The following is a 23,247-nucleotide window of genomic DNA, read 5'->3' as shown; positions in this document are numbered from 1 at the left end:
AGGCTGGCACTGCGCGCAAGGGCTGTGCATTAACAAAGGCGGGATGAGACAAACCGACCGGCACAGGTCGCAAGCTGGAAGAAGGAAGAGCGATGGCAGACGCGACAATCGCGGAGCGGTGGATCGAACCGCCGCTGCAGGCGCGCGAGCACACGCTGTGCGACGCAGACACCTACGAGGCGATGTATCGCCGTTCCATCGAGGAGCCGGACGCGTTCTGGGACGAGCAGGCCGCGCGGCTGGAGTGGATCACGCCGCCGGAGACGATCGCGGACTGGAGCTTCGACCCGGTGGCGATCCGCTGGTTCACCGGCGGCACGCTGAACCTGTGCCACAATGCGGTGGACCGCCATGTCGCCGCCGGCCGGGGCGAGACGATCGCGCTGATCTTCGAACCCGACGACCCGGCGGGCGAGGTCCGCCGCATCACCTATGCCGGGCTCCAGCGCGAGGTCATCCGCATGGCCAACACGCTGAAGCAGCTGGGCGTGGCGCGTGGCGACCGGGTCACCATCACCATGCCGATGATCCCGGAGGCAGCCTTCGCCATGCTGGCCTGCGCCCGTATCGGTGCGGTGCATTCGGTGGTGTTCGGCGGCTTCAGCCCCGACGCGATCGCCGGCCGGGTGGAGGATTGCGCCAGCGACTGGATCATCTGTGCCGATGGTGCCGTGCGCGGGGCCAAGCCGGTACCGCTGAAGGCGCATGTCGATGCCGCCCTGCAGAAGGTGGCGGCCAAGGCGGTCTTGGTGGTGCGCCATACCGGCGTGGACGTGACCATGGTGGCAGGGCGCGACCACTGGTACCACGAGGCGTCGCAAGGCGTGGCCGAGGATTGCCCGTGCGAGCCGATGGCGGCGGACGACCCGCTATTCATCCTCTACACCTCCGGCTCCACCGGCAAGCCGAAGGGCGTGCTGCACACGACCGGCGGCTATGCCGTCTGGACGGAAACGACCTTCCGCTACGTGTTCGATTACCGCCCGGGCGAAATCTACTGGTGCACGGCCGACATCGGCTGGGTCACCGGACACAGCTACATCGTCTATGGCCCGCTGCAGAACGGGGCCACGGCGCTGATGTTCGAAGGGGTGCCCAACCACCCCGATCACGACCGGTTCTGGCAGGTGGTGGCCAAGCACAAGGTCAACATCTTCTACAGCGCGCCGACCGCCATCCGCTCCCTGATGCGCGAAGGCGATGGCCATGTGACGAAGCACGACCTGTCCAGCCTGCGCCTGCTGGGATCGGTGGGCGAGCCGATAAATCCGGAGGCATGGCGCTGGTATCATCAGGTCGTCGGCAAGGGCGCAGTCCCGATCGTCGATACCTGGTGGCAGACGGAGACCGGCGGGATCATGATCACTACCCTGCCTGGCGCGCACCCGATGAAGCCGGGCAGCGCAGGACGGCCGTTCTTCGGCGTATGCCCGCAACTGGTGGATGGCGATGGGCAGGTGCTGGACGGCGCAACGGAAGGCAATCTGTGCATCAGCCGCAGCTGGCCCGGCCAGGCGACCACGATCTATGGCGATCACGAACGCTTCGTGCAGACCTATTTCAGCACCTATCCCGGCAAGTACTTCACCGGCGATGGCTGCCGGCGGGACGAGGACGGATACTACTGGATCACCGGCCGGGTGGATGACGTGATCAACGTGTCCGGCCACCGGCTGGGCACAGCGGAGGTGGAAAGCGCGCTGGTGCTGCACCCCAGGGTGGCGGAGGCGGCAGTGGTCGGCGCGCCGCACGACATCAAGGGTCAGGGCATCTACTGCTATGTCACGCTGAATGTGGGGGAGGAGCCGGGCGAAGGTCTCGCAGCGGAGCTGCGCGCGCATGTCCGGCAGGAGATCGGCCCTATCGCGACGCCCGACTTCGTGCATTTCACGCCGGGTCTGCCCAAGACCCGCTCGGGCAAGATCATGCGTCGCATCCTGCGCAAGATCGCGGAGAACGACTTCGGGTCGCTGGGCGATACCAGCACGCTGGCGGATCCCTCGATCGTGGAAACCCTGATCGACGGGCGGCAGAACCGCTGAGGATGTGCGCGGCAGACCTTCCGGGGTCCGCCGCGCAGGTCCCGGGCTCAGTCGGCGCTGCCGGGCTCCGCCATCTTGCGGTGCTGTTCGGCCTTGACCGACTCCGGAATGATCCCCTCGACCGCCATCTGCACCTTGTTCTTCCAGCCGGACACCACGCTGGCCTTGCCGGACATCAGCGCATCCCAGCCGTTGCGGGCGGTGACCTGCGGGTCTTCCTTCTTGGGGTCGGTGCCGACCGAGGTGTCCATCATGCCGCCCCGCTCGAAGAACTCGGTGTCGGTCGGCCCCGGCATCAGGTTGGTCAGCGTGACGCCGTCCACATCCTTCAGCTCGTTCTGCAGGGCCAGCACGAAATTGTCCACGAAGGCCTTGGTGCCGTTATATACGGCCTGGAACGAACCCGGGATGTAACCGGCAACGGACCCTGTCACCAGCACCTTGCCGTCATTCCGCGCCACCATCGGCTTCAGCACGGTCTGCAGCAGGTACAGCGTGCCGGTGATGTTGGTGTCGACCACGTGGCGCCAGTCGGCGACCGGCTGGTCCAGGAAAGCGTGCCCCAGGCCGTGCCCGGCATTGGCGCACAGCAGGTCTACCTGCCGGCCCTGGGTGGCGGCCAGCAGGCTGTCCACGCCTTCGATGGTGGACAGGTCCGCCTCGACCGCGTCGACCTGCGTGCCGAACTGTCGGAAATCGGCCGCCGCATCATTGATCAGCCCCTCGTTCGCCACGACCAGGATGTCGTACCCGTCCTTGGCCGCCAGCGTCGCCAGCTCGAACCCGATGCCGGTGGAAGCTCCGGTAATGATTGCGAATTTGCCTGCCATGATTGCTGCATCCTCTGAAACCCGTCGTCGGGCGTAGAAGCGTGCTGCACCGGTGCCGGTTCCCTGTTCGGCAACGACACCGCCGGGTCGCAGGATCAGTCCCGGCCTGCGTCCTTCTTGCGGCGCATGGCATCGTGGAAGGCGTCGGCCCAGCCGGGCTTCACCAGCTGGTCGGCGCGTACCAGCCGCAGCTCGCCATCGCCGACGTCACGGCTGACCGTGCTGCCCGCGGCGACGATCGCGTCCGCGCCGATGCGGATCGGCGCGATGAGAGCGGAGTTGGAGCCGATGAAAGCGCGCGGTCCGATCTCGGTCCGGTGCTTGAAGTAGCCGTCATAATTGCAGGTAATGGTGCCGGCACCGATATTGGCGCCCGCGCCGACGGTGGCATCGCCGATATAGCTGAGGTGATTGGCCTTGGCGCCAGCGCCCAGCACAGCGGCCTTCACCTCCACGAAATTGCCCACGCGCACGCCCTCTTCCAGCACGGTGCCGGGGCGCAGCCGGGCGAACGGTCCGACGACGGTGCCGCTGGCAATCGTCGCGCCCTCCAGATGGCAGAACGCGTGAACGGTGACGTTGTCCGCCACGCGGACCCCGGGGCCGAACACCACATTGGCGCCCACCGTGACATCCCGGCCCAGCTGCGTGTCCCAGCTGAAGAACACCGTCCCGGGCGCCAGCAGCGTGGCACCGGCATCCATCGCCCGGACCCGGGCGCCCGCCTGCCAACGTGCCTCCGCCTGCGCGAGTTCCGCCCGCGAGTTGATGCCGGCGACCTCGTCCGGATCGGCGGCGCTGATCACCGCACAGCCCTGCCCTTCGGCGATGGCGATGTTGATGATGTCGGGCAGGTAATATTCGCCCTGCGCATTGTCGTTGCCGACACGCGCCAGCAGCGGGAACAGGGTGGCGGCAGGCGCCGCCAGCAGGCCCGAATTGCACAGCGTCACGGCGCGCTCGGCCGGGTCGGCATCCTTGTATTCCACCATGCGCCGGATGGCGCCATCTTCCGCCACGACCCGCCCATAGTTCAGCGGATCGGCCGGCTCGAAGCCCAGCACAACGACCGCCGGCGCATCCGCCCCGTGCAGTCGGTCGAGCATGGCCCGCATGGTGGCGGCGCTGACGAAGGGCACGTCGCCATACAGCACCAGCACATCCCCGGCGAACCCCGCCAGCGCGCCTTCCGCCTGCGCGACCGCATGGCCGGTGCCCAGCTGCTGGTCCTGCACGGCGAAGCTGGCGCGGCCGGCAAGCTGGCGCTCCACCTGATCGCGGCCTTCGCCGGTGACCACCACCACCTGACGCGGGGCCAGTTCCGCCACGCTGGCCATCAGATGTTCGATCATCGGGCGGCCCGCGACCGGGTGCAGCACCTTGTGCATGGCGCTGCGCATCCGCGTGCCGCGCCCGGCGGCCAGGATGATGATGGCAAGCGGCGTGGCGGCGTCGGGCATGTTGCTCATGGCAGGGGCCAATGCCACCGTTCGGTTGCGGTTTCCAGACGGCTCGGGCACGGGCGCCCGCGATGAACAGCTTTCCATTCACCGCAGTCGGGTTCGACCTTGACGGCACGCTGGTCGATTCCGCCCGCGATCTCGGCCCGGCCCTGCAGCACGCACTTGATGCGATCGGCCGGCCCGCCGTCCCGGCGGAGGATGTCGTGAGCCTGATCGGCGGCGGGGCCCGCGCGATGCTCGAACGCGGATTGCTGCTGACTGGCGGCCCGCTGCCGGCCAGGGCGTTCGAGGCGGCGCTGGCCGGTCTGATGGACCACTACACCGCGCATATCGCCGACCATACGGTGCCGTATGACGGTTGCCTGCAGGCGCTGGACGACCTGGCCGCGCGCGGCGTGGCGCTGGCGGTGGTGACCAACAAGGCGGAACATCTCGCCCGCCTGCTGCTGGAGAAGCTGGACCTGACCGACAGGTTTGCCGGGATCATCGGCGGTGACACGCTGGGGGCCGGCCGGTCCAAGCCCCGCCCCGACATGATCGTCGAGGCCATCCGCCTGTGCAATGTCGGCGGCCGCTTCGCCATGGTGGGCGACAGCACCTACGATACCGGCGCGGCGCGCGCGGCCGGGGTACCGTCCGTCGCGCTGTCCTTCGGCTATAACGACCGGCCTGCGGCCGAGCTGGGGGCGGATGCGGTGATCGACCATTACGACCAGCTGGTACCCACCCTGCTGCGGCTCTAGCTGCCCAGCAGGATGGAGATGCGCCGGTTGCGCGGGTCGGCCGGGTTGTCCGCCACCAGCGGCTCCCGGTCGGCAACGCCTTCGATGCGGCGGAACCGGCCCGGCATGATGCCGTGCCGCACGAAGGCCTGCCGCGTCGCTTCCGCCCGGCCGCTGCTGAGCGCCCAGTTGTTGCCTGCCCCGCTGCGCCATTGCAGCGCATCGGTATGGCCACGCACCGTCAGCATCCCGGCCTCGTCCGCCACCGTGGCAGCAATCGCCCTGACCAGCGCATCCGCGTCCGCCGTCATCACCGTGGTGCCGAGCTGGAACATGGAGAAGTCGGCATCGTCCACCAGGTCGATACGGATGCCCTCGGTCGTGTCGACCATCTTCACCTGCTTCATCAATCGCTGCAGCTTGCGGTTCTCGGCCAGCTTCTCCGCCACCTTTTCCCGCATGCGGGCGATGGCGGCGGCGCCTTCCTTCGGACCTCCGGTCACATCGCGCGGAATCGTCAGGGTGCGGGTGCCGGTCTGCCCCTGCCTGTTCGGATACTTGTCCACCTCCGTCAGCGAGGATCCGCCCAGCAGGCCGTTGTTCGATCCGGCGCTGCCTTCCTTTGTCTTGACCAGGGTGGGGGTGAAATAATCCGCCAGGCCGCGCTTCTGCTTCTCCGTCGTGGCGCCCAGCAGCCACAGCAGCAGGAAGAAGGCCATCATCGCGGTCACGAAATCGGCATAGGCGACCTTCCAGGCGCCGCCATGGTGGCCGCCCCCGGCGACCACCGTGACCTTCTTGACGATGATGGGCGGCGGCAGATCGTTTTTGCCGCGGGACGTAGCGGCCATGTCAGCGGCCCCGCAGGCTGTCGAGCAGCTCCGACAGGCCGGGCCGGAAGGCGTGGCCCAGCCCGGATCGCGCGCTTTCCACCACCAGCGGCTGCGGATAGCCGTTCAGGGTGGCGATGATCACCTGCTTTACCGCGTGGAAGATCTGCTCGTCCTGGTCCAGCACCTGCTTCAGCCGGCCGGCCAGCGGGCCGACGATGCCATAGGCCAGCAGCACGCCCAGGAAGGTGCCGACCAGTGCCGATCCGATCATCCCGCCCAGCACTTCCGGCGGCTCGCTGATCGATCCCATGGTCTTCACCACGCCCAGCACAGCGGCCACGATGCCCAGCGCCGGCAACGCATCCGCCAGCGACTGCAACGCATGCTGCGGTTCCTGCATGTCGTGGAAGTGGCTCTTCATGGCATTGTCCATCACGTCTTCCACCGCATGGGTTTCCAGCGTGCCGGAGGACACCACGATCAGCGTCAGCGTGTCGCTGATCAGCGCGGTCAGCGGACGGTTGGCCAACAGGCGGGGATATTCGGCGAAGATGGTGGAGCCGGCCGGGTCCGTCACATGCGATTCCAGCGCGACCGGCCCGTCGGCGCGCAGCACCTTCATCAGCTTGCTGGTCAGCGCGATGGCATCCACGTGATCCTGCTTGGTATGCCGGGGCCCCTTGAAGATCTTGCCGAAGCTGGCGCCGATCGCCTTCAGCTCGTGCAGCGAATTGCCCGCGATCATCGCGCCCACCGCGGCGCCACCGATGATCAGCATCTCGTGCGGCAAGGCATGCAACACCGGCCCCAGCGCGCCACCGGTGAAGGCGAACCCGCCGAAGACCATTACCAGCAGGACGATTATCCCGATTGCAGCATACATGCGTCAGAGCCCTTGTGTGGATGCCAGGCTAACGGCGAAAGATTACGAAAGCTGATCGAACAGCGAGATGTTCGCGAGGCGCACGAAGCTGGCCTGGCTGGCTTCCAGCACGGTCATCACTTCCTGCAGCCTGCTGATGGTGGTGGCGAGATCGGCGGCGCCCAGATCCTTGGCCTCCTGCGCGCGCAGTTCGCCATTGGTGGTGCGCCGTTCGTCCATCAGCTCGACCCAGTTCATGCGCGAACCGATCACCGCCTGCGCGGTGGTGACCCGTTCCAGACCGGCGGACAGCCCGTCCATCGCGTTGCGCGACGCAGCCACCGGATCGCTGCCGTCCCCCTGCAAGGCGGAGGACAGCGCGCCCAGCACCGCAAACAGGTCCGTCGCCGTGCCGTTCACCGTGAAGGACAGCACCTCCGGACCGGTCAGCGAAGGGGTGACGGTCTGCCCTTCCCCCAGGTCGATCGGCTTGCTGGCGCCGCTGCCCTGATAGGTGACGACGCCGCCGACCTCCGCATAGGCCGCGCCCGCGCCCTGCCCGCCGAACAGCGCGTGGCCCGACCCGTTCTCCCCGTTGGCGATCGTCAGCAGGCTGCGCCGCAGGTCGGCCGCCTCCACCCCCAGTGCGGTGCGCTGGCTGGGTGTCAGCACGCCATTTGCCGCCTGCTGCGCCAGTTCCTGCGCGCGGATGACGATCTTCGCCGTCGCATCCAGCGAGCTGCCGACCTGCTCCATTTCCGCCATCGCGGTGTTTGCGCCGTTCTGGTCGATCTGCGCCAGCCGTTCCCCGCGGGACAGGCTACGCAGCCGCGCGGCCGCGACCGGATCGTCGGAGGACGTGGTCAGCCGCTTGCCGGTGCTGGCCTGCTCCTGCAGCCTGGCCGCCTGGCCGCGCAGGTCGGTCAGGTACCGGTTGGACTTGTCGTAGAACGATGCGGTGGAAAGATTGACGGTCATTATCTGATCCCGATCAGAGTATCGAACAGGTCGCTGGCCACCTGCATGGCCCGGCTGCTGGCCTGGAAAGCCTGCTGGAAGCGGATCAGGTTGGCCGCTTCCGTATCCAGGTCCACACCCGCCTGTTGCTGCAGGACAATCTTCGCGGAGGAGGCGATGGTGCCCAGCGCCTCGTTCGACAGGGTGCGCGCGGCCACCAGGGCGGATGCGTCGAACAGCAGCAGGTTCATGCCGCCCGCCGGGTCCAGCGTGGCCACCGCCTGCCGCAGGGCCAGCAGGTTCGTGCCGTCCCGACTGCTGGCGGGCGCACCGGCGGCGGCGGCGGCGATCCTGCTGCCATCGGGCAGCACCATCCGCATGCCTGCCGCACCTGAGCCGGCAAAGATCGGCTGGCCGGCGCCGCCGGTCAGGTCCACGCCAGCGCCCTGCGCATCGTTCACCGTCTGCACGATGCCGTCCGCCAGCGTGTCGAGCCGGGCGCGGAAGCTGTTCGCGCTGACCACGCCCGTCTGCGCGCCGGCCAGCCTGCCGCCGGTGACCGCAATGGCGGCGCCATTCACTGCGAAGGACAGCGTGTCGTCGGCTGCGACGGCCATCTCCAGCGTGCCGGCGACATTGCCGGCGACGAACACCGCGCCGCCCGCGCCGCCCAGCCGCACGGTCACCGTGCCGTCGCCCGCAAACTCCGCCGTGCTGTCGGCATGGGTGCTCAGTTCGCTCAGCAACAGGTCGCGCCGGTCCAGCAGGGCGGCCTTGTCCGTGCTGCCATTGGCCGCGCGGGACAGGCCGACATTGACCCGTGCCAGCTCGGCCCCGATCCCGTTGGCACGGGCGACATCGGACCTGGCGTCGAAATGCAGCCCGTCCACGCTGGCATCCAGGCCCTGGGCGGCGATGTTGAACTTGCCGGCCATCGCATCGGCCCGGGCCAATGCGACGGCGCGCAGGGCCGGGTCGACCGGATCGTTGGACAATTGTTGCAGGGCCGCCTCGAACTCGACCACGGAGTCGAAGATCGCGGTGTCCTCCAGCGCGGCCTCGACCTCGCGCAGAGCCGCGAGATCCTTGTCGGACCGGGCCAGGTCGCTGCCGGTGCGGCGCACTTCCGCCTGGCGGAACGCGTCGGCATTGCGGTGGATCGACCCGACCCGCGCACCCGACAGGCTGATGTCGCTGGTGTAAGGGAACGTGCCGCGGCCGGCCAGTTCCTCCAGCCTGGCGGTGCGGCGGATGTAGCCTTCGGTGGAGGCATTGGCGATGTTGTGCGCCGTCACGTCCAGCGCGGCGCGGGCGGCCTTGGCGCCGGCGGCGCCGATGGTCAGAAGATCGGAGGCCATGGATTATAGCTCCTGTGCCGCGCCAGGTCGGGCGAATTTGGGGCGGGCGAGTTGGGCTTCGAGCATGTCGGCCAGGCCCAGCATGCCGGAGCCGGCGGCGAGGTCCGCGAACTGCGCGTCCTGCATCTCGGCAAAGGTATCCTGCCCGGCGCTGCCGCCGAACAGGTCGTCACCCATGTCGCTGGCGCGCGCGGCGGCCAGCATCTGACGCAGCATGATCGCCTCGAACCCTTCGGCGGCAATGCGCAACTCGCTCCTGGCCGCATTCGGCGGAGCCACGGTGTGGACAGGAGCGATCATATCACCAGCATCTCCGCCTTGAGCGATCCAGCCTGCTTCAGCGCCTCCAGGATGGCGACGAGGTCGGACGGGGTGGTGCCCAGCATGTTCAGCGCATCGACCACCTCCGCCAGGCTGGCGCCGGGTTCGAACAGGGCGACGCGGCTGCCCTCCTCCTCGATGCTGACGGCGGAGTCCTCCTCCACCGCCGTACGGCCATTGCCGAACGGTTCGGGCTGCACCACGCGGGGGGTCTCCTCCACCCGCACCACCAGGCTGCCATGGCTGATTGCGGCGGGGGCGAGGCGCACCGCGCTGGAGATGACCACGGTGCCGGTGCGGCTGTTGACCACCACGCGCGCGGCGGCCTCCGCCGGGTTCACGTCCAGCATCTCGATCTCCGCCATCAGGCCTGCGCGCAGGTCGGCGCCGGCCGGCAGCGCCAGCGCCAGCGTGGCGCCATCCTCCACCGATGCGGCACCGGGCAGGCGGCTGTTGATGGCATCACGCACGCGGGAGATGGTCAGGAAATCGGCCTGGAACAGGTTCCAGCGCAGCAGCGGCTGTGTCTCGAAGGCGACCGCCACGCCGCGTTCCACCGTGGCGCCTTCGGGAATTCGGCCCACGGTCGGCACGTTGACCGTCAGGCTGGACCCGTCGCGGCCGGTCACGCCGAGGCCGCCCACGGCGAGGCTGCCCTGCGCCATGGCGTAGATCTGCCCGTCCGCGCCATAGAGCGGGCTCATGATCAGTGCCCCGCCCCGCAGCGAGCGGGCGCGGCCGATGGCGGAAACGGTGATGTCGATCCGCTGGCCCGGCTTGGCGAAGGCGGGCAGGTCGGCGGTGATCATCACCGCCGCGGCATTGCGCAACGCCGGATTCACGCCCGGCGGCAGCTGAAAGCCCAGCCGGTTGGTGACGCCCCGCATCGCCTCCGCCGTGTAGGCGAAGTTGTCGTCGCCCGTGCCGTCCAGCCCGACCACTATGCCATAACCGGTCAGCTGGTTGCCGCGGACCGACTGGAACGCGCCCAGGTCACGCACGCGTTCCGCCGCGGCGGGGCTGGCCAGCGCGGCGCAGGTTGCGGCGGCGGCGAACAGGATATGTCGCAGGGTGCGCATCAGAACGGGCTCACCAGGTTGAAGAAGCTGGTCAGCCAGCCCTGCCGGCTGGACTGCTGCACCGATCCGCGCCCGCCATAGGTGATGCGGGCATCGGCCACGCGGGTGGAGAGCACGTCGTTGCCGGGGCCGACATCCGCCAGCCGGATGACGCCGGACAGCTGGATCCATTCCTCGCCCTGGCTGAACGCCATCTGCTTCTCGCCGCGCACCAGCGCAGTGCCGTTGGGGCGGACATCGACGATGGTCACGGTGATGTCCCCTTGCAGCCTGCTCTGCTGGGCCGCGTCGCCCCCGCCATTGAACGACGAGGACGCGCCGGAATTAACCCCGGCCGGGTTGAAGGAGAACGGCCCGGTGGCCGGTGGCGAGACGCTGATGCCGCCGTCCCGCTGCGTCTGGCTGCTGGCCGATTTCACCGTGCTGGTCACCTCCACCAGCCGCACGGTGACCAGATCGCCGATCCCCTGCGCGCGGTAACCGCGATAGAGCGGGGCGTAGCCGTTGGCCGCCTGGAAGATGGCGCCGTTGCCATCCGCCGTGGACGGAGCTGGCACGGGTGTCGGCGGCAGCACGGGCATGTAGCCCAGCGGCCGCTGGCCCACGCCGCCGCAGCCGGCCAGCAGCAGTGCCAGGATGAGGGGGAAGCGCATGGCGGTCACAGCGTCTGGTTCGCGTTCTGCAGCATCTCGTCGACGGCGGAGACCATCTTCGAATTGATCTCGTAGGCGCGCTGACATTCAATCATCGCGACCAGTTCCTCCACGATGTTGACGTTGCTGCCCTCCAGCATGCCCTGCCGGATATTGCCGCGCCCCTGCTCGCCGCCGGCGGCCAGCTGCGCCGGGCCGCTGGCGGCGGTTTCCAGCAGGAAGTTGTCGCCGATCGCCCGCAGGCCGGCCGGGTTGGTGAAGTTGGCGACCTGCAGCTGGCCCAGCTCGGACGGTTCCGCCTGGTTCGGCATGATCGCGGTGACGGTCCCGTCCGGCGCGATGCTGACGCCGGTCGCCCCCTCCGGCACGGTGATGCTCGGCTGCACTGCGAAGCCCTGCTGCGTCACCAGCTGGCCATCGGCGGTCAGCGCGAAATTGCCGGCGCGGGTATAGGCCAGCTGGCCATCGGGCCGCTCCACCTGGAAATAGCCATTGCCATCCAGCGCCAGGTCGTAGGCCTGGTCGGTCATGTTCAGCGTGCCCTGGGTCACGATCTGGCTGGTCGATTGCAGCGCGACGCCGGTGCCCAGGTTCAGCCCGGTGGCATAGGCGGTCTGCGCGGAAGACCGCTGCCCGGCGACCCGCGCATCCTGATAGGCGAGCGTGGCGAAATTGGCGCGGTCCCGCTTGAAGCCGGTGGTGGCGACGTTGGCCAGGTTGTTGGCGATCACCTGCATGCGGTGGCCCTGGGCCTCTAGCCCGGTGCTGGCGACCTGGAGTGCGTTGGTAGGCATGTGTGCGTTTTCCTTCGTGTTTCGGTCAGCCGAGGCGCATCAGGGAAGCGCCGCTTTCATCGAGCTCGCCTGCGGTGGCGATCAGCTTGGTGCGCATGGCAAACAGGCGCTGCGCGTCGATCATCTCCACCAGCACCTCCGATGAATTGACGTTCGACTGTTCCAGCGCAGCCGTGACCAGCGTGGCCTGCTCGTCCGCCGGCAGCATGCCGCCGCCGACCACGCGGAACAGGCCATCCAGCCCCTTCAGCACCTGGCTGCCGGTGGCGCTGGCCAGCTTGATCCGGCCGGCATCCTGCGGTGGCGCGGCGGGTTGCGCCGGGTCGCGCACGGTGATGCTGCCATCGGCTGCCAGCTGCGGCTGCGCATTGGGCGGCAGGCTGATCGGACCATCGGCGCCCAGCACCAGGAACCCTTCGCCATTGGTCAGCATGCCCGCCGCATCGACCGTCAGGTCGCCGCGACGCGTGTAGGCCTCGCTGCCGTCGGGCGCCTGCACCGCCAGCAATGCGTCGCCGTTCAGCGCCACGTCCAGCGGGTTGCCGGTCTGGACCACCTCGCCCGCCCGCATGTCCGCGCCGCGCACCTCGCCCTTCTGCATGGCGCGCACTTCCAGTGCCTCGCCACGCAGGGTGACGGGGCGGCGATCCAGCTCCTCCGCGCGGAAGCCGATGGTCTGGGCGTTGGCCATGTTGCTGGCGGTGACCCGCTGCTGGTCCATGGAGGCGCGCATGCCGGACAGCGCGGTGTAGATGAGGCGGTCCATCGATCAGCCTCAGGTGCGCAGGTTGATGATGGTTTCGGTGATGCGGGTGGCGGTGTCGATCGCCTTGGCATTGGCCTGGAAGTTGCGCTGCGCGCTGATCAGGCCGACCAGTTCCTCCGCGATGTCGACGTTCGACCGCTCCAGCGTACCCGACAGCAGCGAACCGTTCATGCCGACCCCTGCCTCACCATAGGTCGGCTGGCCCGACAGGCCGGTCGCCTCCCACTTGGTCGATCCGACCTGCTGCAGGCCGGTGGTCGACGCAAAATTGGCCAGCGCCACCCGGCCGACCGGGTTGACGGAGCTGTCGGCATAGTTGGCGGTCACCAGACCATCCTCGCGGATCGTCAGACCGACGAACTCGGCCCCGCCGGCATTGGTGGCGGGGATCAGCGCATCCACCGGCGTGGTGCTGGTGACGGCGCCATTGGCATCCACCGCGAACACCTGCAGCCGGTTGTCCGATCCGTCGTTGATGTAGCCGTTGCGGTCCAGTTCCAGTGCGCCGTTGCGGGTATAGCTCATGGAACCATCCTCCGCCGCCTTCAGCGCGAAGAACCCGCTGCCGTTGATCGCCAGGTCCAGCGCGGAGCCGGTCTGCTCGGTCGAGCCGAGCGAGAAGTTCTGCGTGATCGACTGCAGCCGGGCGCCGATGCCCATTGTCTTGCGCGGGTCGGACATGGCCGAGCGGGCGACCACGTCGGAGAAGCTGGCATTCGACTTCTTGAAGCCGTTCGTTTCCGTGTTGGCGATGTTGTGGGCGATGACGCCAAGGTCGGTCTGGGCGTTCTTCAGCCCGCTGATGGAGGTGTAGTAGGACATGCGGCTTGCTCCTGGATCGGGGTGGCGGGATCAGGTCTTGGGGGTCAGGCGGTCGAGCTTGGCGGAGATCTTCGCCAGCTCGGCGCTGACGTCGGTCATGGTGGCGAGACTGGAGAACTGCGCCATCTGCGCCAGCATCTGGGTGTTATCGACCGGGGCGAACGGGTCCTGCTGCTGCAGCTGGGTGGTCATCAGCGCCAGGAAATCTGCCTGCCCCAGGCTCTCCAGCCCGCGGCCGGTGCCGGCCTTCTCCGGGCGGCTGGTGGCGGTGGCGTTCTGCAGCTGGGTGATGGTGGAAAGGCTCATTTCATCCTCATGGTTTCGAGCATCAGTTGCTTGGCGGTGGACAGGGCCTCCACCATGTTGCGGTACTGGCGGGAGGCCTCGAGCATCTCGACCATCTCCTCGTTCTCATCGACCGGGCTGACCCAGACCTCGCCCTGCTCGTCCGCCAGCGGATGACCCGGGTCGTAGCGGCGGGCAGGCGCGACATCGGCGCGGGCGACAGTGGCGACATTGACGGTGCTGAGGCCGGTCTGCCGGTCCAGCGCCTGCGCGAACACGGCGCGCACCGGGCGGTACGCGCCCTGCTCCGTCTGCGAGACGCTGCCCGCATTGGCGAGGTTGGAGGCGGCGGCGTTCATGCGCACCAGCTGCGCCGACATCGCCTGGTGCCCCAGCTGGAACAGGGTCGTGGGGTTCGGCATCGCCCTACTCGCCCCGGATCGCGCGGGTGACGGTTTCGACCCGCCCCTTCAGGAAGCCGAGCGTGGCGGAATAGCCGACGGCGTTCTCGGCAAAGGCGGCCTGCTCGGTCGCCATCTCCACGGTGTTGCCGTCCAAGCTGGACATCACGGGGCGGCGATACAGGGTGGCCCCGCCGATCGCGGCCTCGCCATCCGCACCCGCCAGGCGGGCCTGCAGCGCACCGCCGAAGTCAATGTCCTGCGCCTTGTATCCAGGCGTCGCGGCATTGGCGATGTTGGACGCCAGCACGCCCATGCGGTGCGAGCGAACCTCCAGCGCCGCGCCGTGGATGCCGAACAGGGATTGGCTCATGTCAGAAGGTGCTCCGTTCCGGTTGCCCGCCTGTGCGGCGGTATCGTGGAGCTGTTCAGCAAGGGACGTGCCAATTGCGCTTTCGCACCGGCGCATGGCTGCGGCCGGCAAGCGCTTGCCGCTGTCCGGCAAGTGTCCGCCCCGGCCTGAAAGCCGCTGCCCCGCTGCCGTTCTGACGTGCATGGACATTCTCGATCCCGCATCGGCCATCATGGTGGCCGGCGGCACGCTGGCCGCCACGGCGCTGCGCTGCGGCGCGGCGGAGCTGCGCATCACCTTGCGGGCGATTGCCGGGCTGACGCGAAGGCGATTCGACCCCGTCACCATCCGCCAGCGACTGGCCGCGCAGATCGGCGACATCGATGCCGACGGGCTGATCCGGGCGCGGATGCGATCGGTCAGCGATGGCGAGTTCGACCGGGCGACCGATGCGCTGATCCGCTCCCGATCGGTGGACGGGCTGCTGGCCACCCATGCGCGTCTCGGTCGCGACCGGGCGGGCGACGCCGCGGTCGCCGGAAACGTGCTGGACCAGGCGACCGAGCTGGCGCCGGTGCTGGGCCTTGCCGGCACGTTGCTGGCGATGAGCGGGCTGACCGGCGCGGTGGCCGGTGGCAGCACCTATGCCGATGCGATCGGCGGTGCGGTGACCACCACCCTGTACGGCCTGGTACTGGCGCATTTCATCTGCGCGCCGCTTGCCGCCGCGATCGCCCGGCGAGCGGCGCACGAAGATACGGAACGGCAGGCGGTGGTCGAGTGGCTGGCCCGTGCCGTGCGGCAGAGTGTGGCCTCCGCGACGATGCATGCCTCTGACGCCGACATCGCAGCATGATTCCCGGCGCACGTGCCGGCCTGGGCGGATGGCAGACCATGCTGGCTGACCTGGCGCTGATCCTGTTCCTGGTCGCCGCCTCCGCTCTGGACCGCCCGGACGCTGCGCCTGCGCCTGTCTCCGTCACGCCGCCGCAGGTCGGCACGCCTGCCGCGATCTGGCGCGACAAGCCGGATGCGCCTCCACTGGCCGAATGGCTGGCGAGCGAGCAGCGTGATCCCCGGCTGCAACTGACCCTGCTCGCTGCGCCCGTCGACAGCGGACGAGCGCTCGCGCTGGCGGCGGACCTGCCGGATGCCCGCGTGGTGATCCAGCCGCGAACTGCAGAACAGACCACGGGTGTCATCGCCATCCTTGCCTATGATCGCGTGCCCTGATGGCATGATGCTTGCTCCGAAGGTGCCAACCACCAAGGAGCCTTCATGCGATCCCTGTTCTTTCTTGCCGCCGCCTGCGCGGTGCTGCCGGCCACCGCCCTGGCCAATCCGGTGGTCGATCCGGGCGCCATCGACGGTGCCGTGGCGAACTTCACCGGCCACGGCATCGGCGAGCCCGGCGGCGCGCGCCAGCCGGTCGATCGCCGGTTGCGGCTGGCCGCCTGCCCGCAGCCGCTGACGCTGGAAATGCATGGCGGCGGGCAGGCGAGCGTGCTGGTCCGCTGCCCGGTCGCAGGCTGGCGACTGTTCGTGCCCCTGACATCCACGCCGCAAGCCGCGGCATCTGCATTCGCATCCGCATCCGCATCCGCTCAGAAGGTGGTGGCACGCGGAGAGACGGTGACCGTCGCGCTGCGCGGTCGCGGCTTTGCGCTCCAGCGGCAGGCGGAGGCGATGGAGGCGGGCGCCGTCGGCGACTGGATCCGAGTGCGCCCCGCCGGGCGCGATGCGGAGCCCATGCGCGCCCGTGTGATCCGGCCGGGCCTGGTCGGCATGGAAATGCCGTAGATCGGCAACACTCTGCCGCCAGTGCCCCTATAAAGGCTGGCATCGCTGCCGTTCTGTGCATTCGATAGCTGATCGCCGGAGCACGCGCGATGAAACCGATCGAAAATGCCAGACCCATTGCCCCGCAGCGGATCATACCGTTGCAACCACTCGCCAAGGTGAGCGCAGCCCGCACCGACACCGGCAGCGCCACGCCAGCCCCGCCGGACGTCGAGGCGTCGATCGCCGCGCGGCTGTCTGCTGCCGGCGAGACGCCGATCGATACCGGGCGGGTTCGCGCTATCCGCGAAGCGATCAGGCGGGGCGACTATTCCCTGGAGCCGGGGGCGATCGCCGATGCGATGATCGCCGCTGGCCACCTCAAGCGAGACAATGCATGATCTCCGCCTTCCACACCGACACCGCCACGCGCCTGCGGCAGATGCTTGCCCTGCTGGAAGGCGAGCGGCAGGCACTTGCCGGGCTGGACCTGGAACGCATCCTGACCTGTGCGCAGGGCAAGCTGGACATGTGCGACCAGCTGTCCGCCACCGACGCGGCCGCGCTGGATGACGAATGCCTGGGCCTGCTGGATGCGGTGCGCCGGGTGAACGAGACCAATCGCCGGCTGCGCAACCTGATCGCCACCAACATGGCCGCGCGCTTCGCCGCGCTGACCGGATCGGTGAAGCTATATCACCGGGCAATCCCCGCGCACTGATCTGGCACGACCCTTGCTGATCTCCTCTGCAGGAACCCAAGCAGAGGGGATCACGAGTGCCCACGATTACCGCCGCCCAGCCGGGCGGCACCGCGGTCGGCGACCCGCATGAAGCGATCGCCCGCGCCGCCGCCGCGACCGGCGTCAACTTCGATTACCTGATGGCGCAGGCGCGGATCGAATCCGGGCTGGACACCAACGCGCAGGCCCGCACCAGCAGCGCGGCCGGCCTGTTCCAGTTCGTGTCCGGCACCTGGCTCGACACGCTGGACAAGCATGGCGCGGCGCATGGCCTGGGCTGGGCCGAAGCCGCGATCAGCCGGGATGGCGGCCGCGCACGGGTGGACGATCCGGCGATGGCGCGCGCGGTGATGGCGCTGCGCTACGACGCCGATGCCTCCGCCATGATGGCGGCGGAGCTGGCGCGCGACAATGCCGGCGCATTGCGCGGCGTGCTGGGGCGCGAACCTGACGCGGCCGAGCTGTACCTGGCGCACTTCATGGGGCAGGCGGGCGCCCGGCAGTTCCTAGGGGCGCTGCACACCGACCCCGGCCAGTCTGCCGCTGCCCTGTTCCCCGACGCCGCCGCCAGCAACCGTGCCATCTTCCACGGCACTGCCGGCCCGCGCTCCGTGGGCGAAGTGATGGGCCTGCTGCGCAGCAAGGTCGCCAGTGCCATGGAGGGCGGCACCGGCTGGCAGCCCGGCGGCGGCAACGCCTTGCCGACCAGCAGCCGGCCGGCATCCTTCCGGCTGGCCAGCATGGGCAACGGTGCGACCAGCGCTCCTGCCTCGCGACCGTCCATGGCAGACACGCTGCGGGCGACCTTCGGCACGGGTGACACGGCCATGTCCGGCCGGGCGCTGGCCCGGGCCGATGCCGCTTACGACCGGCTCAAGGCCTTCAACCTGTGACCACCGCCTCCTTCGTCGCGCCGCGCGGCGTGAACCGCTTCCTGCCGCCGACCCTCGCCCTGCCGGGCGCGATCCTGACCATCATCGTGCTGATGGTGATGCCGATACCGGCGCTGGTACTGGACGTGTTCTTCGTGCTGAACATCGCCCTGTCGGTCGCTGTGCTGATGGCGGCAATCAATGCGGAAAAGCCACTCGATTTCTCCGCCTTCCCTTCTGTCGTGCTGTTCGCCACCCTGCTGCGCCTGGCGCTGAACGTCGCCTCCACCCGCGTGGTGCTGCTGAACGGGCATGAGGGCGAGGCCGCCGCCGGCATGGTAATCGAGGCGTTCGGTGCCTTCCTGATCGGCGGCAACTTTGCGGTCGGCCTGTTCGTGTTCCTGATCCTGATGATCATCAACCTGGTGGTGGTGACCAAGGGTGCGGGCCGCGTCTCCGAAGTGTCCGCCCGCTTCACGCTGGACGCGCTGCCGGGCAAGCAGATGGCGATCGACGCCGACCTCGCCGCCGGGCTGCTGACTGCGGAGGAGGCCAAGGCCCGCCGCCGCGAGGTCGCCACCGAGGCCGATTTCTACGGCAGCATGGATGGCGCCAGCAAGTTCGTGAAAGGTGACGCGGTCGCCGCGCTGCTGATCCTGGCGGTCAACATCATCGGCGGGCTGGTGCTGGGCATGGTCAGCCACGGCCTGTCCGCCGGCGAGGCGGGCGAGCTGTACGTCACGCTGGCGGTCGGCGACGCGCTGGTCGCGTCCGTTCCCGCGCTGCTGCTGTCGATTGCGGCGGCGGTGATCGTCACCCGCGTGTCCGACACGCGCGATCTGTCCGGCCAGATCGGCGGACAGCTGGCGGACCCGCGCATCTGGCTGCCGGTCGGCCTGATCCTGGCGGCGCTGGGCATGATCCCGGCCATGCCGCAGACCCTGTTCCTGCCGCTCGCCGCCGCCACCCTGCTGCTGTGGCGCAAGCTGAGCCAGAGCCGCGCGATCGCTGCCTCCAACGCCATCGTGCCCGAACCCGTACCCGATCCGGCGCGCATCACCATTGCCGACGTATCCGAACGCGCCATGGTGACGATCGAGCTGGGTTATGGCCTGGTGCAGCTGGCGGACGAGGCCCGCGGCGCTCCGCTGGTCAGCCGGCTGACCGGCCTGCGCAAGCAGATGTGCCAAAGCTTCGGCTTCATCGTCCCGCAATTCCGCATCCGTGACAGCTTCGATCTCGCACCTGACCGCTACCGCATCACCCTGGGCGGTGCGCCGCTCGGCGCCGCTACGCTGCGCCTCGGCCGCCTGCTGGCGATCGACACCGGACAGGTGGGCCGCAGCAGCCTGGTGCAGGGCGAGCCGACGCTGGATCCCAGCTTCAACTGCCCGGCCCTATGGATCGACCCGGCCATGCGCGACCTGGCCGTGGCAGAAGGCTACCTGGTGGTCGACCTGGAAAGCGTGGTTGCCACGCATGTGAACCAGTTGCTGAGCGTGCGGGCACACGACCTGCTGGGACCCGACCAGGTGCGCGAGCTGATCGACCTGGTGCGCGAACGCAATGCGCAGCTGATCGACACCATCACCCCTGCCCCGCTGAGCCTGGCCGCCCTGACCCGCCTGCTGCGCGCCCTGCTGGCCGACGGCATCCCGTTCGCGCATCCCCTGCCGGTGCTCGCCAGCCTGTCGCAGGCGGTGCAGGTCACGCTGGAGCACGATCGGCTGCTCGACATGATCCGGGCCGATCTGGGTCCGCTGCTGGTTGGCGCCCTGTGCCAGCCGGACGAGGTGTTGCCGGTCATTACCCTCGCGGCCGAGCTGGAGGAGATGGTGGTCGGCGGCCTGCACGATCCGCTGAGCGGTCAGCTGGTGCTGGAACCCGACCTTGCCCGCTCCATCGGGGAACGGGTGGCCGCGATCGCCGCCACCCTGCCGGGCGGACGCCATGCCGCGCTGATCGTGCAGCCCCGCGCCCGCCGCCCGCTGGCCGCGCTGCTGAAGCTGCGGGCACCCGCCTGCACCGTCCTGTCCATCGCCGAGCTGCCACCGACCCAGCCGATCGAGGTGATCGGGATCGTCGGCGGCAAGGAACCTGCCCCACCCGCACTGGCCCACCCCGCGACAGAGGAGCCGCTGGCCGCATGATGTACTACGCCCCTGTTCCCCTATCCCGCCACGCCGGCATGCGTGCCGAACGGTCCTACCGCGGTGACGAGGTTGCCGATCGCGTGACCCGCTTCCTGCCGATGGTCCGCCGGCTCGCCTGGCATCTGTCGGGCAGCGCCAGCGGTGCGCTGGACGTGGACGACCTGATGCAGGCCGGCCTGGTTGCGCTGACCGAATGTGCGCAGAAGCATGGCGGGCCGACGGAAGATGGTTTCGCCGCCTATGCCAAGCTGCGCGTGCGCGGGGCCATGGTGGACCTGCTGCGCAGCTGCTCCGCCGAACCGCGCGGACAGCGGATGCGCCGCCTGCGGCTGGAGAAGGCGGTAGCTGGCCTGCGGGCGCAACTCGGGCGCGAGCCGGATCTGGCTGAACTGGCAGGTGCGTTGGGCCTTTCGGCCGAGGAAGCGCAGCAACTGCGCGACGAGGCGGGACCGATCACTGTAGGTTCGATCGACGAGTGCTATTCCGATGCCGACACCCGCTTTGCCGCCGATGACGCGACGGCGGAGCAGGTCCTGCTGGCGCAGGAGGACCGGTCACGGCTTGTCACGGCCATCGCCGACCTGCCGGAACGGCTGCAACTGGTGATCAAGCTGTATTTCGTGGAGGAGATGAACCTGGCGGAGATCGCCGCCGTGCTGGAGGTCAGCGTGCCGCGGGTTCATCAGCTGAAGGCATCCGCGCTCAAGCAGCTGCGGAGCGCGCTGCGGGAATGAAGGACGGTTGCTGGATGGCCGGGCCGACCTCGATTGTGACGCCATCCAGATCCGTCATGATCTGGCTAGGCTTACCGGGGTTACTGAAGCCGATGCCCAACGTGCGGTTATAGCGCCACGTCATTCTGGGCTCACCGTCGCCACTGGTGGCGCACACTGCGACATACTGACAACGCCCCTGCCAACCCGATCGTACCGACGAGCACAGCCCGCCAAAGTACACGCACCGGTGCTGTTAATGCGTCAGGCGACGGCGTAGGCGATATCGGCCCTCGGCCCAAGGCTCAAAGATCTGGTCCACGCTGGGATGATCGACCGGGCCGGCCTTGCTGTCCTCCACCAGGTTCTGCTGGCTGACATAGGCGACGTAGGATCCGTCGTCATTCTCCGCCAGCAGGTGGTAGAAGGGCTGCTCGCGCGCCGGGCGGATCGCCTCGGGAATGGCGGCATACCATTCCTCGCTGTTGGCGAAGACGGGATCGATGTCGAAGACCACGCCACGCAGGTCGAACATCCGATGGCGCACGACATCGCCGATCGTGAAGTTCGCCGCGTTCTGGCGAGGCGCCTTGATCAGGCGGCCGGCTTGCGGCGAAAAGAACTGCGATACTTCCATGGTGCCGATATAGGTGACTGACCGGGCCGGGCAAGGTTCCCGGGCCGTGCCGGCTGCCGATCCGGGATGTGTGGCGGAGAGGGTGGGATTCGAACCCACGTTACGGTTACCCGTAAACCGCATTTCGAGTGCGGCGCGATCGACCACTCTGCCACCTCTCCGCACGAGAGCGCATGGCGCCGGGGGCGCCCAGTCGGTTGCGAGCGCGGCGCCTAGCGCAGGCCGGCAGGCTTGCCAAGCCCCTGTGTGTCACCGCGGCAATGCCCCCAGCAGCAGTCGCAATTTCTTCAACAGAATAAGCAAGGATCATCGGGGCGCATCCATTGCAAGGATACGCCCCGGTTCAGGCCCCGGTCAGGCGTGCTCGACCCGCTCCAGCCGCGGGGAGAGCAGGTGCACCGCCAGCAACGCCAGGAAGTAGGCCGAGCCGGCAACCGCGAACAGCGGCGTGTAGCTGCCGATGCTGTCGAGCACGTAGCCGGCATATTTGGCCATGATCATGCCGCCAATCGCGCCGATGGTACCGCCGATGCCGACCACCGAGCCGACCGCCGCCCGCGGGAACAGGTCCGAAGGCAGCGTGTACAGATTGGCCGAGAAGGCCTGGTGCGCGGCGGTAGCGATGCCGATGACCAGCACGGCAAGCCACAGATTGTCGATCGACTGGGCGAAGAACACCGGCGTCACGGCGCAGGCGCAGATGAACATGGTCAGCTTGCGCGCATAATTGACGCTCTTGCCCGCGGCGATCAGGCGCGAGGACAGCCAGCCACCGGCGATGCTGCCGACGTCCGACAGCAGGTAGATCGCCACCAGCGGCGGACCGAAGCTCAGCAGGTCCAGGTCATAGCGGTCACCCAGGTAGCCAGGCAGCCAGAACAGGAAGAACCACCAGATCGGATCGATGAAGAACTTGCCGAGCGCATACGCCCAGGTTTCCTTGACGGTGATCAGGCGCTTCCACGGCATCGGCGTGACGGGATCGACCGGATCCTGGTTGATCCAGGCAAGCTCTCCCGACGTGACCTTCTTGTGCTCGGTCGGGCGGCGATACATGATCAGCCAGGCGACCAGCCACACCAGGCTGACCGCGCCGGTGATCACGAAGGCCATGCGCCAGCCATAGGCGACCGTCAGCATCGGCACCGCCAGCGGGGTGATGATCGCGCCCACATTGGCGCCGGCATTGAAGATGCCGATGGCCAGGGCACGTTCCTTGGCCGGGAACCACTCGGTCACTGCCTTGATGCCGGCCGGGAAGTTGCCCGACTCGCCGATGCCGAGGCCGAAGCGCGCCATGGCAAACTGGGTGACGCTGTAGGCACCGCCATGCGCCATGTGCGCCACCTGCCAGATGACGAAGGCGATCGCGAAACCGAACCGTGCGCCGATCACGTCCACGATCCGGCCGAAGCCGATATAGCCGATGGCATAGGCCATCTGGAAGAAGAAGATGACGTTGGCGAAGTCGGTTTCGGTCCATCCGAGGTCGGCGGACAGGGTCGGCTTCAGCACGCCGATCATCTGGCGATCGACATAGTTGATGCAGGTGGCAAGGAACAACAGCGAGACGATTACCCACCGGTATCGCCCTGCTCGCTCTGCCGCTTTCCCGATCCCGTCCGACTCCGCAGCCACCATCACCCATCCCTTGTTGTTTGGGCATCAGCGCATGCGCATCGCCCGCTTTGCACCTCACCTGCATGGCAACACAAACCATGTCAATGCGACCCTCCCGCAAAATGACAACGGTGTCCGACCTGCATGGAGAAACTTTCGCGCGCTATCCGGCTTATCGTCGTGCGTGCTAC

Annotated in this window: 27 protein-coding genes and 1 tRNA gene; 10 read left to right on the top strand and 18 right to left on the bottom strand. The window is 68.4% G+C overall.

The genetic code is table 11. The features are described 5' to 3' along the window. The first annotated feature begins 92 nt into the window (after nucleotides 1-92). Nucleotides 93-2,042: an acetate--CoA ligase gene (acs, locus tag PK98_RS02815; protein WP_039094122.1), complete on the top strand. Its 1,950-nt coding sequence runs from the start codon at nucleotides 93-95 to the stop codon at nucleotides 2,040-2,042. Nucleotides 2,043-2,089: 47 nt separating this feature from the next. On the opposite strand, the gene PK98_RS02810 is transcribed toward acs, so the two are convergent. Then, nucleotides 2,090-2,872, bottom strand: coding sequence for an SDR family NAD(P)-dependent oxidoreductase (locus PK98_RS02810; RefSeq protein ID WP_039094120.1), 783 nt, complete (start codon nucleotides 2,870-2,872; stop codon nucleotides 2,090-2,092). A 95-nt stretch (nucleotides 2,873-2,967) separates the two neighbouring features. Then, the gene (gene glmU, locus PK98_RS02805) at nucleotides 2,968-4,332 is read right to left on the bottom strand and encodes a bifunctional UDP-N-acetylglucosamine diphosphorylase/glucosamine-1-phosphate N-acetyltransferase GlmU (RefSeq protein ID WP_039096155.1); all 1,365 of its coding nucleotides are present in this window, start codon (nucleotides 4,330-4,332) and stop codon (nucleotides 2,968-2,970) included. A gap of 71 nt (nucleotides 4,333-4,403) precedes the next feature. On the opposite strand from glmU, the gene PK98_RS02800 reads away from it, so the two are divergent. Next, nucleotides 4,404-5,078: an HAD-IA family hydrolase gene (locus PK98_RS02800; RefSeq protein ID WP_039094118.1), complete on the top strand. Its 675-nt coding sequence runs from the start codon at nucleotides 4,404-4,406 to the stop codon at nucleotides 5,076-5,078. Here PK98_RS02800 and PK98_RS02795 read toward each other — a convergent pair. From PK98_RS02795 to PK98_RS02735, 13 genes are read right to left on the bottom strand one after another with little or no spacing between them, the layout of a single operon-like run. Further along, nucleotides 5,075-5,908 carry a flagellar motor protein MotB gene (locus PK98_RS02795; protein WP_039094116.1) on the bottom strand — a complete coding sequence of 278 codons (834 nt, stop codon included), beginning with the start codon at nucleotides 5,906-5,908 and terminating at the stop codon, nucleotides 5,075-5,077. The genes PK98_RS02800 and PK98_RS02795 overlap by 4 nt on opposite strands. Nucleotide 5,909: 1 nt before the next feature. Continuing rightward, entirely contained in the window at nucleotides 5,910-6,773 is an 864-nt protein-coding gene (gene motA, locus PK98_RS02790; RefSeq protein ID WP_039094114.1) for a flagellar motor stator protein MotA, read from the bottom strand. Nucleotides 6,774-6,815: 42 nt separating this feature from the next. After that, nucleotides 6,816-7,730: a flagellin N-terminal helical domain-containing protein gene (locus PK98_RS02785; RefSeq protein WP_039094112.1), complete on the bottom strand. Its 915-nt coding sequence runs from the start codon at nucleotides 7,728-7,730 to the stop codon at nucleotides 6,816-6,818. Beyond that, nucleotides 7,730-9,067, bottom strand: coding sequence for a flagellar hook-associated protein FlgK (flgK, locus tag PK98_RS02780; RefSeq protein WP_039094110.1), 1,338 nt, complete (start codon nucleotides 9,065-9,067; stop codon nucleotides 7,730-7,732). Before flgK ends, PK98_RS02785 begins: the two co-directional genes overlap by 1 nt. Before the next feature lie 3 nt (nucleotides 9,068-9,070). After that, entirely contained in the window at nucleotides 9,071-9,367 is a 297-nt protein-coding gene (locus PK98_RS02775) for a rod-binding protein (protein WP_039094108.1), read from the bottom strand. After that, entirely contained in the window at nucleotides 9,364-10,467 is a 1,104-nt protein-coding gene (locus PK98_RS02770; protein WP_039094106.1) for a flagellar basal body P-ring protein FlgI, read from the bottom strand. Before PK98_RS02770 ends, PK98_RS02775 begins: the two co-directional genes overlap by 4 nt. Next, nucleotides 10,467-11,120: a flagellar basal body L-ring protein FlgH gene (locus PK98_RS02765; protein WP_039094104.1), complete on the bottom strand. Its 654-nt coding sequence runs from the start codon at nucleotides 11,118-11,120 to the stop codon at nucleotides 10,467-10,469. Before PK98_RS02765 ends, PK98_RS02770 begins: the two co-directional genes overlap by 1 nt. Before the next feature lie 5 nt (nucleotides 11,121-11,125). Continuing rightward, entirely contained in the window at nucleotides 11,126-11,914 is a 789-nt protein-coding gene (gene flgG, locus PK98_RS02760) for a flagellar basal-body rod protein FlgG (protein ID WP_039094102.1), read from the bottom strand. Between the two features lie 25 nt (nucleotides 11,915-11,939). Beyond that, nucleotides 11,940-12,680, bottom strand: coding sequence for a flagellar basal body rod protein FlgF (locus PK98_RS02755; RefSeq protein WP_039094100.1), 741 nt, complete (start codon nucleotides 12,678-12,680; stop codon nucleotides 11,940-11,942). A gap of 9 nt (nucleotides 12,681-12,689) precedes the next feature. Continuing rightward, on the bottom strand, nucleotides 12,690-13,502 hold the full coding sequence (locus tag PK98_RS02750; RefSeq protein ID WP_039094098.1) for a flagellar hook-basal body complex protein: 813 nt from the start codon (nucleotides 13,500-13,502) through the stop codon (nucleotides 12,690-12,692). A 30-nt stretch (nucleotides 13,503-13,532) separates the two neighbouring features. Next, the gene (locus PK98_RS02745) at nucleotides 13,533-13,808 is read right to left on the bottom strand and encodes a flagellar hook assembly protein FlgD (protein ID WP_039094096.1); all 276 of its coding nucleotides are present in this window, start codon (nucleotides 13,806-13,808) and stop codon (nucleotides 13,533-13,535) included. After that, nucleotides 13,805-14,209, bottom strand: a complete 405-nt coding sequence (gene flgC, locus PK98_RS02740) for a flagellar basal body rod protein FlgC (protein ID WP_039094094.1) — start codon at nucleotides 14,207-14,209, stop codon at nucleotides 13,805-13,807. The genes PK98_RS02745 and flgC overlap by 4 nt, the downstream gene beginning before the upstream one ends. A gap of 4 nt (nucleotides 14,210-14,213) precedes the next feature. Then, complete coding sequence (locus PK98_RS02735) at nucleotides 14,214-14,561, bottom strand: flagellar basal body rod protein FlgB (protein ID WP_039094092.1); 348 nt, start codon at nucleotides 14,559-14,561, stop codon at nucleotides 14,214-14,216. Between the two features lie 181 nt (nucleotides 14,562-14,742). Here PK98_RS02735 and PK98_RS02730 point away from each other — a divergent pair, with 181 nt between their 5' ends. The 8 genes from PK98_RS02730 (at nucleotide 14,743) to PK98_RS02695 (ending at nucleotide 20,820) form a co-directional block, all read left to right on the top strand. Further along, on the top strand, nucleotides 14,743-15,396 hold the full coding sequence (locus tag PK98_RS02730) for a MotA/TolQ/ExbB proton channel family protein (RefSeq protein ID WP_039094090.1): 654 nt from the start codon (nucleotides 14,743-14,745) through the stop codon (nucleotides 15,394-15,396). Beyond that, nucleotides 15,393-15,773 carry a hypothetical protein gene (locus PK98_RS02725; protein ID WP_052207951.1) on the top strand — a complete coding sequence of 127 codons (381 nt, stop codon included), beginning with the start codon at nucleotides 15,393-15,395 and terminating at the stop codon, nucleotides 15,771-15,773. The genes PK98_RS02730 and PK98_RS02725 overlap by 4 nt, the downstream gene beginning before the upstream one ends. Before the next feature lie 45 nt (nucleotides 15,774-15,818). Beyond that, nucleotides 15,819-16,340 (top strand): flagella basal body P-ring formation protein FlgA, encoded by a 522-nt coding sequence (locus PK98_RS02720; protein WP_039094088.1) that lies wholly within the window; start codon nucleotides 15,819-15,821, stop codon nucleotides 16,338-16,340. An 89-nt stretch (nucleotides 16,341-16,429) separates the two neighbouring features. Beyond that, a complete protein-coding gene (locus tag PK98_RS02715) occupies nucleotides 16,430-16,720 on the top strand; it encodes a flagellar biosynthesis anti-sigma factor FlgM (RefSeq protein ID WP_081996007.1) in 291 nt (96 codons plus the stop codon). After that, entirely contained in the window at nucleotides 16,717-17,040 is a 324-nt protein-coding gene (locus PK98_RS02710) for a hypothetical protein (protein ID WP_235425377.1), read from the top strand. The genes PK98_RS02715 and PK98_RS02710 overlap by 4 nt, the downstream gene beginning before the upstream one ends. A gap of 56 nt (nucleotides 17,041-17,096) precedes the next feature. After that, nucleotides 17,097-17,954, top strand: coding sequence for a lytic transglycosylase domain-containing protein (locus tag PK98_RS02705; RefSeq protein ID WP_235425376.1), 858 nt, complete (start codon nucleotides 17,097-17,099; stop codon nucleotides 17,952-17,954). Between the two features lie 92 nt (nucleotides 17,955-18,046). Beyond that, nucleotides 18,047-20,083, top strand: a complete 2,037-nt coding sequence (locus PK98_RS02700) for a flagellar biosynthesis protein FlhA (RefSeq protein WP_152608594.1) — start codon at nucleotides 18,047-18,049, stop codon at nucleotides 20,081-20,083. Then, entirely contained in the window at nucleotides 20,080-20,820 is a 741-nt protein-coding gene (locus tag PK98_RS02695) for a sigma-70 family RNA polymerase sigma factor (protein ID WP_039094086.1), read from the top strand. Before PK98_RS02700 ends, PK98_RS02695 begins: the two co-directional genes overlap by 4 nt. 235 nt (nucleotides 20,821-21,055) lie before the next feature. Here PK98_RS02695 and hspQ read toward each other — a convergent pair whose 3' ends face one another. From hspQ to PK98_RS02680, 3 genes are all read right to left on the bottom strand, one after another. Continuing rightward, complete coding sequence (gene hspQ / locus PK98_RS02690) at nucleotides 21,056-21,436, bottom strand: heat shock protein HspQ (protein WP_039094084.1); 381 nt, start codon at nucleotides 21,434-21,436, stop codon at nucleotides 21,056-21,058. Between the two features lie 71 nt (nucleotides 21,437-21,507). Continuing rightward, nucleotides 21,508-21,597 (bottom strand) — tRNA-Ser (locus PK98_RS02685). 193 nt (nucleotides 21,598-21,790) lie between these two features. Then, nucleotides 21,791-23,077, bottom strand: a complete 1,287-nt coding sequence (locus tag PK98_RS02680) for an MFS transporter (protein ID WP_039094082.1) — start codon at nucleotides 23,075-23,077, stop codon at nucleotides 21,791-21,793. Nucleotides 23,078-23,247: the final 170 nt, after the last annotated feature.

It is taken from the genome of Croceibacterium mercuriale, from assembly GCF_000802385.1.
Lineage (GTDB): Bacteria > Pseudomonadota > Alphaproteobacteria > Sphingomonadales > Sphingomonadaceae > Croceibacterium > Croceibacterium mercuriale.
Note: the sequence above shows the minus strand (reverse complement) of the source record. Positions and strands in the feature narration are given on the sequence as shown.

What these genes read in the sequence shown, in the direction of transcription:
- PK98_RS02810 (WP_039094120.1), bottom strand. Translation starts at nt 2,872, where the DNA reads ATGGCAGGCAAATTCGCAATCATTACCGGAGCTTCCACCGGCATCGGG.
- PK98_RS02710 (WP_235425377.1), top strand. Translation starts at nt 16,717, where the DNA reads ATGATCTCCGCCTTCCACACCGACACCGCCACGCGCCTGCGGCAGATG.
- acs (WP_039094122.1), top strand. Translation starts at nt 93, where the DNA reads ATGGCAGACGCGACAATCGCGGAGCGGTGGATCGAACCGCCGCTGCAG.
- PK98_RS02725 (WP_052207951.1), top strand. Translation starts at nt 15,393, where the DNA reads ATGATTCCCGGCGCACGTGCCGGCCTGGGCGGATGGCAGACCATGCTG.
- PK98_RS02700 (WP_152608594.1), top strand. Translation starts at nt 18,047, where the DNA reads ATGGTGATGCCGATACCGGCGCTGGTACTGGACGTGTTCTTCGTGCTG.
- PK98_RS02695 (WP_039094086.1), top strand. Translation starts at nt 20,080, where the DNA reads ATGATGTACTACGCCCCTGTTCCCCTATCCCGCCACGCCGGCATGCGT.
- PK98_RS02720 (WP_039094088.1), top strand. Translation starts at nt 15,819, where the DNA reads ATGCGATCCCTGTTCTTTCTTGCCGCCGCCTGCGCGGTGCTGCCGGCC.
- PK98_RS02770 (WP_039094106.1), bottom strand. Translation starts at nt 10,467, where the DNA reads ATGCGCACCCTGCGACATATCCTGTTCGCCGCCGCCGCAACCTGCGCC.
- PK98_RS02750 (WP_039094098.1), bottom strand. Translation starts at nt 13,502, where the DNA reads ATGTCCTACTACACCTCCATCAGCGGGCTGAAGAACGCCCAGACCGAC.
- hspQ (WP_039094084.1), bottom strand. Translation starts at nt 21,436, where the DNA reads ATGGAAGTATCGCAGTTCTTTTCGCCGCAAGCCGGCCGCCTGATCAAG.
- PK98_RS02745 (WP_039094096.1), bottom strand. Translation starts at nt 13,808, where the DNA reads ATGAGCCTTTCCACCATCACCCAGCTGCAGAACGCCACCGCCACCAGC.
- flgC (WP_039094094.1), bottom strand. Translation starts at nt 14,209, where the DNA reads ATGCCGAACCCCACGACCCTGTTCCAGCTGGGGCACCAGGCGATGTCG.
- PK98_RS02795 (WP_039094116.1), bottom strand. Translation starts at nt 5,908, where the DNA reads ATGGCCGCTACGTCCCGCGGCAAAAACGATCTGCCGCCGCCCATCATC.
- flgK (WP_039094110.1), bottom strand. Translation starts at nt 9,067, where the DNA reads ATGGCCTCCGATCTTCTGACCATCGGCGCCGCCGGCGCCAAGGCCGCC.
- motA (WP_039094114.1), bottom strand. Translation starts at nt 6,773, where the DNA reads ATGTATGCTGCAATCGGGATAATCGTCCTGCTGGTAATGGTCTTCGGC.
- PK98_RS02680 (WP_039094082.1), bottom strand. Translation starts at nt 23,077, where the DNA reads ATGGTGGCTGCGGAGTCGGACGGGATCGGGAAAGCGGCAGAGCGAGCA.
- PK98_RS02755 (WP_039094100.1), bottom strand. Translation starts at nt 12,680, where the DNA reads ATGGACCGCCTCATCTACACCGCGCTGTCCGGCATGCGCGCCTCCATG.
- flgG (WP_039094102.1), bottom strand. Translation starts at nt 11,914, where the DNA reads ATGCCTACCAACGCACTCCAGGTCGCCAGCACCGGGCTAGAGGCCCAG.
- PK98_RS02735 (WP_039094092.1), bottom strand. Translation starts at nt 14,561, where the DNA reads ATGAGCCAATCCCTGTTCGGCATCCACGGCGCGGCGCTGGAGGTTCGC.
- PK98_RS02730 (WP_039094090.1), top strand. Translation starts at nt 14,743, where the DNA reads ATGGACATTCTCGATCCCGCATCGGCCATCATGGTGGCCGGCGGCACG.
- PK98_RS02775 (WP_039094108.1), bottom strand. Translation starts at nt 9,367, where the DNA reads ATGATCGCTCCTGTCCACACCGTGGCTCCGCCGAATGCGGCCAGGAGC.
- PK98_RS02715 (WP_081996007.1), top strand. Translation starts at nt 16,430, where the DNA reads ATGAAACCGATCGAAAATGCCAGACCCATTGCCCCGCAGCGGATCATA.
- PK98_RS02800 (WP_039094118.1), top strand. Translation starts at nt 4,404, where the DNA reads ATGAACAGCTTTCCATTCACCGCAGTCGGGTTCGACCTTGACGGCACG.
- glmU (WP_039096155.1), bottom strand. Translation starts at nt 4,332, where the DNA reads ATGCCCGACGCCGCCACGCCGCTTGCCATCATCATCCTGGCCGCCGGG.
- PK98_RS02785 (WP_039094112.1), bottom strand. Translation starts at nt 7,730, where the DNA reads ATGACCGTCAATCTTTCCACCGCATCGTTCTACGACAAGTCCAACCGG.
- PK98_RS02765 (WP_039094104.1), bottom strand. Translation starts at nt 11,120, where the DNA reads ATGCGCTTCCCCCTCATCCTGGCACTGCTGCTGGCCGGCTGCGGCGGC.